General features: G+C 60.6%; 10 protein-coding genes. 6 read left to right on the top strand and 4 right to left on the bottom strand.

The window, feature by feature from the left end:
- Together HMPREF3140_RS29380 and HMPREF3140_RS21050 are read left to right on the top strand one after the other, a co-directional pair.
- The coding region (locus HMPREF3140_RS29380) for a carbon starvation CstA family protein (RefSeq protein WP_019405015.1) at nucleotides 1-1,103 on the top strand (1,103 nt) is incomplete at its 5' end.
- 104 nt (nucleotides 1,104-1,207) lie between these two features.
- Nucleotides 1,208-1,405: a YbdD/YjiX family protein gene (locus tag HMPREF3140_RS21050; protein WP_032410708.1), complete on the top strand. Its 198-nt coding sequence runs from the start codon at nucleotides 1,208-1,210 to the stop codon at nucleotides 1,403-1,405.
- Here the strand turns inward: HMPREF3140_RS21050 and HMPREF3140_RS21045 are convergent.
- The 4 genes from HMPREF3140_RS21045 to HMPREF3140_RS21030 all read right to left on the bottom strand — a co-directional run bounded on the left by HMPREF3140_RS21045 (nucleotide 1,402) and on the right by HMPREF3140_RS21030 (nucleotide 4,153).
- The gene (locus HMPREF3140_RS21045) at nucleotides 1,402-1,806 is read right to left on the bottom strand and encodes a helix-turn-helix domain-containing protein (RefSeq protein ID WP_032411019.1); all 405 of its coding nucleotides are present in this window, start codon (nucleotides 1,804-1,806) and stop codon (nucleotides 1,402-1,404) included. The two genes, HMPREF3140_RS21050 and HMPREF3140_RS21045, sit on opposite strands and share 4 nt — an antisense overlap.
- Complete coding sequence (locus HMPREF3140_RS21040) at nucleotides 1,781-2,080, bottom strand: type II toxin-antitoxin system RelE family toxin (RefSeq protein ID WP_004176910.1); 300 nt, start codon at nucleotides 2,078-2,080, stop codon at nucleotides 1,781-1,783. Before HMPREF3140_RS21040 ends, HMPREF3140_RS21045 begins: the two co-directional genes overlap by 26 nt.
- 183 nt (nucleotides 2,081-2,263) lie before the next feature.
- Nucleotides 2,264-3,007 (bottom strand): SDR family NAD(P)-dependent oxidoreductase, encoded by a 744-nt coding sequence (locus HMPREF3140_RS21035; RefSeq protein WP_032411020.1) that lies wholly within the window; start codon nucleotides 3,005-3,007, stop codon nucleotides 2,264-2,266.
- A gap of 57 nt (nucleotides 3,008-3,064) precedes the next feature.
- Nucleotides 3,065-4,153, bottom strand: coding sequence for an oxidoreductase (locus HMPREF3140_RS21030; RefSeq protein ID WP_032411022.1), 1,089 nt, complete (start codon nucleotides 4,151-4,153; stop codon nucleotides 3,065-3,067).
- Between the two features lie 163 nt (nucleotides 4,154-4,316).
- Between HMPREF3140_RS21030 and HMPREF3140_RS21025 the strand changes: the two genes are divergently transcribed.
- From HMPREF3140_RS21025 to HMPREF3140_RS21010, 4 genes are all read left to right on the top strand, one after another.
- On the top strand, nucleotides 4,317-5,819 hold the full coding sequence (locus HMPREF3140_RS21025) for a sugar ABC transporter ATP-binding protein (RefSeq protein ID WP_032411024.1): 1,503 nt from the start codon (nucleotides 4,317-4,319) through the stop codon (nucleotides 5,817-5,819).
- On the top strand, nucleotides 5,816-6,814 hold the full coding sequence (locus HMPREF3140_RS21020; RefSeq protein WP_032411026.1) for an ABC transporter permease: 999 nt from the start codon (nucleotides 5,816-5,818) through the stop codon (nucleotides 6,812-6,814). The genes HMPREF3140_RS21025 and HMPREF3140_RS21020 overlap by 4 nt, the downstream gene beginning before the upstream one ends.
- Nucleotides 6,815-6,834: 20 nt before the next feature.
- Nucleotides 6,835-7,899 (top strand): sugar ABC transporter substrate-binding protein, encoded by a 1,065-nt coding sequence (locus HMPREF3140_RS21015; protein ID WP_002894036.1) that lies wholly within the window; start codon nucleotides 6,835-6,837, stop codon nucleotides 7,897-7,899.
- Nucleotides 7,900-8,000: 101 nt separating this feature from the next.
- Nucleotides 8,001-9,242 (top strand): LVIVD repeat-containing protein, encoded by a 1,242-nt coding sequence (locus HMPREF3140_RS21010; RefSeq protein ID WP_020801569.1) that lies wholly within the window; start codon nucleotides 8,001-8,003, stop codon nucleotides 9,240-9,242.
- Nucleotides 9,243-9,378 lie beyond the last annotated feature (136 nt).

Genomic DNA, 9,378 nt, shown 5'->3' with positions numbered 1-9,378 from the left:
GCGGCGCGGTCTCCGGTTTCCACGCGCTGATCTCCTCCGGCACCACGCCGAAAATGTTGGCCAACGAAAGCCAGGCCTGCTTTATCGGCTACGGCGGCATGTTGATGGAATCCTTCGTCGCTATTATGGCGCTGGTGGCGGCCTGTATTATCGATCCGGGCGTCTACTTCGCGATGAACAGCCCGATGGCGGTGCTGGCGCCGGCGGGTACCACCGATGTCGTCGCCTCGGCAGCGCAGGTGGTGAGCGGCTGGGGCTTTAGCATTACGCCTGATACGCTGCATCAAATCGCCAGCGAGGTCGGCGAACAGTCGATTATCTCCCGCGCCGGCGGCGCGCCAACGCTGGCGGTGGGGATGGCCTACATCCTGCACGGCTCGCTGGGCGGACTGATGGATGTCTCGTTCTGGTACCACTTCGCCATTCTGTTTGAGGCGCTGTTTATCCTGACGGCGGTTGACGCCGGCACCCGCGCGGCGCGCTTTATGCTGCAGGATCTGCTGGGCGTGATTAGCCCGGGGCTGAAAAAAACCAGCTCGCTACCGGCCAACCTGCTGGCGACCGCGCTGTGCGTCCTGGCTTGGGGTTACTTCCTGCATCAGGGGGTGGTCGATCCGCTGGGCGGGATTAACACCCTATGGCCGCTGTTCGGTATTGCCAACCAGATGCTGGCGGGGATGGCGCTGATGCTCTGCGCGGTGGTCTTGTTCAAGATGAAACGCCAGCGCTATGCGTGGGTGGCGCTGCTGCCGACCAGCTGGCTGCTGATCTGTACGTTGACCGCCGGCTGGCAGAAGTCGTTTAGCCCGGACACCAAAGTCGGTTTCCTGGCGATCGCCAATAAATTCCAGGCGATGATCGACAGCGGCAACATTCCGCCGCAATATACCGAATCACAGCTGGCGCAGCTGGTGTTTAACAACCGTCTCGATGCCGGGCTGACCATCTTCTTTATGATTGTGGTGGTGGTGCTGGCGCTGTTCTCGATTAAAACCGCGCTGGCGGCGCTGAAAGAGGATAAACCGACGGCGAAAGAGACGCCGTATGAGCCAATGCCTGAAAACCTGGACGCGATTGAGACCCAGGCGAAAGGGGCGCATTAACCGGTGTGCCGGGTGGCGGCTTCGCCTTACCCGGCCTACATTTCCGATCCTCCCTCTCCCTTTGGGAGAGGCTCGGGGTGAGGGATACAAAAGAGAAATGACTTATGTTTAACACCCTTTCCAAAGCAGGTAAGTACCTGGGCCAGGCGGCAAAGATGATGATCGGCGTGCCGGATTACGATAACTACGTCGAGCACATGCGAATAACCCACCCGGATCAGACGCCGATGACCTATGAAGAGTTCTTTCGCGAACGCCAGGACGCGCGCTACGGCGGCAAGGGCGGGGCGAAGTGCTGTTAACCCTCTTTCGGCAGATAGAGGCTGATCTGCTCCTGAGTACAGCCGTAAATCGCCGCCAGCTTCTCGCGGGTGCGCTTCTGCGGACGGGAGTCCAGCGCTTCCAGTTGTGACACCGCGGACTGGCTGATGCCAAGCTTTTCGGCTACCTCCTGCTGGGACATCCCGCGCAGGATGCGCCACGCGGCCTGCAGGCTGAAGTTTTCTTTATGCATCACGTCGCATACTTCGCCCGGCAGCATGACGTCATCATAGATATCTGATTCATAAGGAATATCTTCCCAGTCGCTTTCATCCTCGTCGTCGTACTCCAGCAGAGCCAGGCGCATACGAAAGTAATCGCTGTAAGGAATGACGACATACTGGTCTTTTCCTTCTTCATCCTTGATGTACTGAATAGTCATATTCGGTATGTTCCTCATGAAGGTAGGTGGTGGTTCGGCGTTTAACCGCCACGACGTAGCAGGTATCGCCCGGCGGATCCCCAAAGGTGTAGATGACTCTGTAATCACCTAATCGCAGCCGGTAGTGGTTTTCGGGAGAGGACAATTTTTTGATATCCGAGATAGGTGAAGCTTTATCATCCATCTTCTCCAGCCTGGATTTAATGCGGCTCTTATACCGAGTATCGATTTTAGAAAATTGCTTATCTGCCGTTTTTGACCAGACAATTTTCATCCGTACCTCCACTGTACGCCCACACAAAATATAAGGAAATAATAAGACTATTAGATAAATTCCGAATTTCTTATGGGGTACTGTAGAGCGGAGAAAAAACGCAGGTAAGAGGCAAAACGCAACCCGTCGAGGCGGCGCGGAAAGGCCTCTGCCGGGCGACAGAGGCTTGCAGAAAATGTGCGATCAGGCGTTCAATCCGCCATCCACGTCCAGCCCCGTACCGGAGATCTGCCCGGCGGCCGGGCTGGCGAGGAAGGTGACCGCCGCGGCGATGTCTTCCGGCTGGCCGTAGTGGCCGACCGCAATCATCTGGCGCTGGGCTTCCGCCTGTTCTCCGTCTTCCGGGTTCATATCGCTGTTGGTCGGCCCTGGATGGACAAGGTTAACGGTGATCCCGCGAGGGCCTAAATCACGCGCCAGGCCACGGGTCAGGGCGTTGAGGGCGGACTTGGTCATGGCGTAAACCGCGATGCCCGGCATGGCCACGCGGTTAGCCAGACAGCTGCCGATGTTGATGATTCGTCCGCCATCGGCCATATGCACCAACGCTTCCTGGGTGGCGATGACCACCCCACGGATATTGACGTTGATAAGCGCGTCAATGTCCGCCAGCGTCATGGATTCCAGTGGACCGCCGCGGGCTATTCCGGCGTTGTTGACCAGAATGTCCAGCCCGCCGAGGGACCGGGCCGCATGGGTGACGGCATCCTGAATCGCCTGCGCGCTGGCGCTGTCGGCCTGTACCGCTTCGCCGTACCGACCCAGGGCCTTTATTTCATCGGCGACCGCCTGGGCTTTATCGACCGATTTTTCATACGTAATAACCACATCGGCGCCGGCGCGCGCCAGCGACAGCGCGATGGCGCGACCCAACCCACGGCTGGCGCCGGTAACCAGCACCTTCTTACCTGTTAAATCGATCTGCATGATGACCTCGTTGCGAGAGTGGTGAGCATCATCATTAGGTATAGACGGTCGGGGTGATTAACGGCTGAAGTATTCCACCTTCTCAAACGCCGCGCGCAGAACCTCAGGGGTTAACGTCACCGGTAAATAGTGAATCGACTCGCCCGGGCGCAGGGTATGGGCAATGACCCGGTCCAGCTCTGCGCGGTTATTGATATCGACTTCCAGCGCCGCCAGGGTGGTCGGCAGGTTAAAGTGCTGATACGCCTGCACTAACTGCGCCAGCACATCGTCCTGACCAAGCAGGGCGCTCTGTACCAGAATGCCGTAGGCCACTTTGGTACCGTGGAGGAATTTATCCGTCTGCGGCAGCACCGTCAGTCCGTTGTGCACCGCATGGGCGGCGGCGACCCGGGTGTAACGTTCCCCCAGCCCGCCAACCATCCCGCCGCCGGCGATAATCGCCTCCACCACATCGCGAAACGCCTGGGTCAGATCGCCGCGGCGCTGGTCCGCCAGCGCCGTTTCGCTGCTGGCCAGCAGCACGTCGCGGATCGCCAGCGCGCCGTTAATCCCCAGCCGCACGGTGAGCGGCAGCGCCTCCGGCTGCGGCGCCAGCACCACGGCCTCATACCATTTGGCTAAGGTGTCGCCAATGCCCGCCAGCAGGTACTCCGCCGGGGCGTTGAGAATGATGCGCGGTTCGACCAGCACCAGGAAGTTGGCGTCATCGAAGATCTCAAAATTCAGGGCCTGTCCGGCGTCGCTATACCACACCGACAGAGGCGTCCACGCCGCGCAGGTGGCGGCGATAGTCGGGATGGCCACCAGCGGTACCCCCAGGCGGCGGGCGAGCACTTTCGCGCTGTCGAGCAGCGCGCCGCCGCCGACGCCAATCACTACCGCCCGATCGTCACCTGAGGCCTGCACCAGCCCCGCCACGTCGCGTTCGCTGCAGTGGCCGGTAAAGCGGATCTTTTTCGCCTCCGGCAGGTGGAAGGCCGCCGGCAGAAAAGGTTCGGCGCCGGCCAGAGCGCGCTCGCCATAGACCCACACCGCTCGCGAGAGCTGGTCGGCGTTAAAAAAATCGCTCAGCCGCTCAAGGCTGCCAGGATGGGAGAAATAGTTGGCCGGGCCGGGCACGACGCGGATATCGCTGTTGCTCATGGAAGCTGTCCTTATGGGTGTTGGGCTAACCTGATGTTATGTCTGGACATCCAGATGGCTAATATTATTTCGTTGTATCTTATGCTTTTTACGCAGTTGTCAGCCAGCGGCGGCTATGAAAAATTCGTTAAATCAGAAGATTAATTGCCGCACGGGAGCAGTGATGAGCGCGAATCGCCTTGAGATGCATAACATTAGCCTGGCCTTCTCCGGCTTTCAGGCGCTGAACAAGGTGGACTTTACCCTCCATGGCGGGTCGGTGCATGCCCTGACCGGGGCCAACGGCGCGGGTAAGTCGACGCTGATGGCCGTGCTGTGCGGCACCAACGCCCACTATGAGGGCGAAGTGACGATCAACAACCAGCCGGTCATCATTCGTTCGCCGCGGGATGCTAAACAGCTGGGGATCCACCTGGTGCAGCAGGAGGTGGACGTAGCGCTGGTGCCGGGCCTGAGCATTGCCGAAAACATTATGCTGGACAGGCTGGCGGAGCCGGGCATGACCTTCCGCTGGTCGCGGGTTCGGCAGCTGGCGCGCGAGGCGCTGGCGCAGCTGGATGTGGCGCTGGACGTCCGGCGCTCCATTGACAGCTGCACGCTCGCCGAAAAACAGCAAATCCTGTTGGCCCGCGCCCTGTCGCACCATTGCCGCTTTTTGATCCTCGATGAACCCACCGCGCCGTTGGATCAGCATGAAAGTGAGCGTCTGTTTGCGGTAGTACGCCGTCTGCAGCACCAGGGGATCGGAGTGGTGTTTATTTCGCATCGTATCCATGAGCTGAAGGCGATCTGCGACACCCTGACGGTGCTGCGCGACGGGCGGCTGATTGAGAGCGGCCCGATGGCGCCGCTGAGCGGCGAACAGATCGTCGAAAAGATGCTGGGCCACGAGCTGAGCGATATCTTCCCGCCGCCGCGCCCGCCGCACGGCGAAGAGGTGCTGTTGCAGGTTGACGGTCTGCATGATGAGGCGCTGCTGCAGGATATTTCGCTGCGCCTGCGGAAGGGGGAAATTCTTGGTATCGCCGGGCTGGCCGGCGCGGGCAAAACCGAGCTGTGCAAAGCGCTGTTCGGCGCCAGCAAAAGCCGGGTGCAGAGGGGCGAGCTGAACGGCCAGCCGTGGCGACCGCGCGATCCAGCCGACTCGGTGGGGCGCGGCCTGGCGCTGGTCCCGGAGGAGCGACGCAAAGAGGGCATTTTCATTGAAGAGCCGATCGCGATGAACCTGGCGGTCAGCGCCGATAACAGCTTTTCGCGCTGGAGCCTGTTTGGCCATCGGCAGGCCTGGCGCTGGGCGGAGGAGGTGATTGCCCGCCTCGGCGTGCGCGCTACCGGTCCCGGTCAGACGCTGCGCCGTCTTTCTGGCGGCAACCAGCAGAAGGTGGCCATTGGCAAATGGCTGCGCGGTGATGCCAACGTTTTGATTTTTGACGAACCGACCAAAGGGGTCGATGTGAAAGCGAAAACCGATCTGTTCATGCTGATCGATGGTCTGGCACGGGAAGGCAAAGGGGTGATTTATGCCTCGGGTGAATTCGCCGAGCTGGTCGGTTTATGCGACCGCATCTGCGTGCTATGGGACGGACGGATCGTAGCGGAGATCCCCGGCGCGGATGCCCGGGAAGAGACACTGCTTTATTATTCAACCGGAGGAGCGGCAGCGTGAGCAAGGCCCTGGCAGTAAACGCGACGGTATCGGGCCGTCAGCGATTTTTTGATTTTCTCTATAAGTGGGGCATGTTGCTGACCATGGTGCTGCTGGTGGCGGTCTTTGGCCTCGCCTCGGACAACTTCCTTGACCCGTTCAACATCATCAACATTCTGCGCTCGATTGCCATCGTGACGGTGATTGCCATTGGGGTGTCGATTTCCCTCACCATCGGCGGCTTCGATCTGTCCGTCGGATCGACGGCATCGCTGGCTAACGCGCTGGTGATTTCCCTGTTTGTCTGGCATGGCCTGGGGACCACCGAAGCGATTCTGATAACCCTCGCGCTCTGCGCCCTGGTGGGGCTGTTTAACGCCTTTCTGATCGTGGTGCTGCGCATTCCTGACATGCTCGCCACCCTGGCCAGCCTGTTTGTGATTCAGGGCGTGGCAATGACCTACAGCTACGGTGGGTCGATTACCGAAAACATGGTTCTGCCGAGCGGCGAGATGGCGGAGGGTACTATCCCGGCGGCCTTTGGCGCGCTGGGGCAGGTGCCGACCATCGTCATTATCATGCTGGTGGTGACGCTGATCGCCCAGCTGGCGCTGTCGTTCACTACCCACGGACGGCGGATGTACGCCATCGGCGGCAACCCGGAGGCGGCGCGGCTCTCCGGCCTGCGGATCACGCGTTACAAAGTCGCAGCATACGTGATTGCCTCGCTGCTGGCCGGGCTGGGCGGCATTCTGCTGGCCTCGCGCATCGGCTCTTCGCAGGTCAACGCCGGCGGCGGCTATCTGATGGACGCGGTGGCGGCGGCCTGGATCGGCTTTTCGCTGGCGGGCTCCGGTAAACCGAACGCCCTGGGGACGCTGGTGGGGGCGGTGATCCTCGGCGTGCTCTCCAACGGGCTGGTGATGCTCTCGGTGCCGTATTACGCGATGGACATTATTAAAGGGTTGGTGCTGGCTGGCGCGCTGGCACTGACCTATTTTCAGCGCCGTACTTAACATTTTACAGGGTAAACCGCATGAAAAAGATCGCACTCTCTCTGATGACGCTGGGTCTGCTGCAGTCGACGGCGGCGCTGGCCACCGCCCCGACGCCGGTGCCGGCGGCGATTGCCGAACACAACGGCCCGATCCGCATTGCCGTGATCCGCAACCTCGGGTCTGACGATAACACCACCCAGTTTGTCGCCGGGGCGCTGCAGGAAGGCAAAAAGCTCGGTTTCAAAATCAGCACCTTCCTGAGCAACGGCGATGACGCCAAATTCCAGGACTTCGTCAACCAGGCCATCAGCCAGAAATACGATGGCATTATTCTCTCTCAGGGGCGTGACCCGTATTCCACCGCCCTGGTGAAGAAGGCGGTGGACGCCGGGATCAAAGTGGCGGTGTTCGATACCGCGGTAAGCGGTGAGATCCCCGGGGTGACGGTCAGTCAGCAGGATGATGCCTCACTGACCGAGCTCTCTTTTGGCCAGCTGGTGAAAGATTTCAACGGCAAGGCCAACATCGTCAAGCTGTGGGTGGCGGGCTTCCCGCCGATGGAGCGCCGTCAGGCGGCTTACCAGACGCTGCTGAAGCAAAACCCGGGGATTAAAGAGCTGGAGTCGATCGGCGCCGTGTCATCCGATGTGCAGGGCGACACTGCCAACAAGGTGGGGGCGATCCTCGCCAAGTATCCGAAAGGGAAAATTGACGCGATCTGGGGCACCTGGGATGCCTTTAGCCAGGGGGCTTATAAGGCGCTGAAAGAGAACGGCCGCACCGAGATCAAACTCTACAGCATTGATATTTCCAACCAGGATCTGCAGCTGATGCGCGAGGCCGGCAGCCCGTGGAAGGTGAGCGTGGCGGTGGATCCGAAGCTTATCGGCGCGACCAACGTGCGGCTGATCGCCAACAAGATCGCCGGCGAGCCGACGCCAGCCACCTACGACTTCAAGGCGGCAGCGATTCCCCAGGCGCTGCTGGCGGCCCAGCCGGGAGCGGTAAACGTGGCGTCGCTGGGGAAAATTATCCCTGGCTGGGGCCAGACCGAAGACTTTATCGCGCCGTGGTTCGCGACGCTGGAAGCGAAGAACAAATAAAATCAAGCCGGGTGGCGGTGGGTGGCGGCCTGGTGCCCTCACCCCGGCCCTCTCCGCAGGGAGAGGGGGAAAACCATGCCACCGGGCGAGAGGGATCCCCTATGTCAGCATTACCTTCCCCCGAATACAGCCGCAATATGCGGCTGATTGGCCATAGCGATCAGGGCGGTCGTCCGGACGGCGTGCAGCTGATGGTGCACCGCGGATTCGCCTATATCGGCCATATGGTGTCGCAGGGTTTTTCCGTGGTCGATGTTCGCGATCCGACCCGGCCCACCACCGTCAACTATATTGCCGCGCCGCCGGGCACCTGGAACGTGCATCTCCAGGCGCATGACGATCTGCTGCTGGTGATCAACGCCCGGGATCTGTTTGCTGACGCCCGTTTTGCTGATGAGAAGGTGTACTACACCCGCTCGGTGGGTGACACGGTCAGCGATGTGCAGGACAAGGGGTGGAGCGCCGGGCTGCGCATCTTTGATATTTCCACTCCCGCGCAGCCGCGGGAAATCAGTTTCCTGTCGCTTAACGGCATCGGTATTCACCGCATCTGGTACGTCGGCGGGCGCTGGGCGTATGTGTCTGCGCTGATCGACGGTTTTACCGACTACATCTTCCTGACCATCGATCTGGCCGATCCGCGTAAGCCCAAAGTGGCCGGGCGCTGGTGGCTGCCGGGGATGCACCAGGCGGGCGGTGAAACACCGGACTGGCCGCAGGGCAAACGCTATGCGCTGCATCACGCCATTATTGCCGGGGATACCGCCTACGGCAGCTGGCGCGACGGCGGCCTGACGCTGCTGGATGTCAAAGACCGTACCCAGCCGAGGCTGATTAGTCATCGCAACTGGAGCCCGCCGTTCGGCGGCGGAACGCATACCGCGCTGCCGCTGCCGGATCGTGACCTGCTGGTGGTGCTGGATGAAGCGGTGCTCGACAACCAGGAGGACGGCGAGAAGCTGATCTGGCTGTTTGATATCCGCGAGCCAACCAACCCGGTGAGCATCGCCACCTTCCCGCCGCCGGACGAAGCGGATTACGTGGCGAAAGGGGCGCATTTCGGCCCGCACAACCTGCATGAGAATCGTCCCGGCAGCTTTGTCAGCTCAACGCTGATTTTTGCCACGTATCAGAATGCCGGCGTGCGGGCTTACGATATTTCCAACCCGTATCGTCCGCTGGAGACCGGGGCGCTGGTGCCGGCTGCGCCTGAGAGAATGATGGATACCCGTCCCGGCCGCCCGCGGGTGATCCAGTCCTGTGACGTGTTTGTCGATGCGCAAGGCATTATCTACAGCACCGATTACAACGGCGGGCTATCGGTGATTGAGTATCTGGGGTGAGGGTAAGGTAAACGCAAAATTGTACTCGCATGTCTGCCGGGTGGCGGCTTTCGCCTTACCCGGCCTACGAAAGAGTGCAAGATCAAACCGTTATGCGGCTATTTGTAGGCCCGCGCAAGCGCATGGACTGCACCCC

This window comes from Klebsiella sp. HMSC16A12, from assembly GCF_001808265.1.
Classification (GTDB): Bacteria; Pseudomonadota; Gammaproteobacteria; order Enterobacterales; family Enterobacteriaceae; genus Klebsiella; species Klebsiella pneumoniae.
The sequence above is the reverse complement of the archived record's forward strand: the minus strand, read 5'-3'. Positions and strand labels throughout refer to the sequence as shown.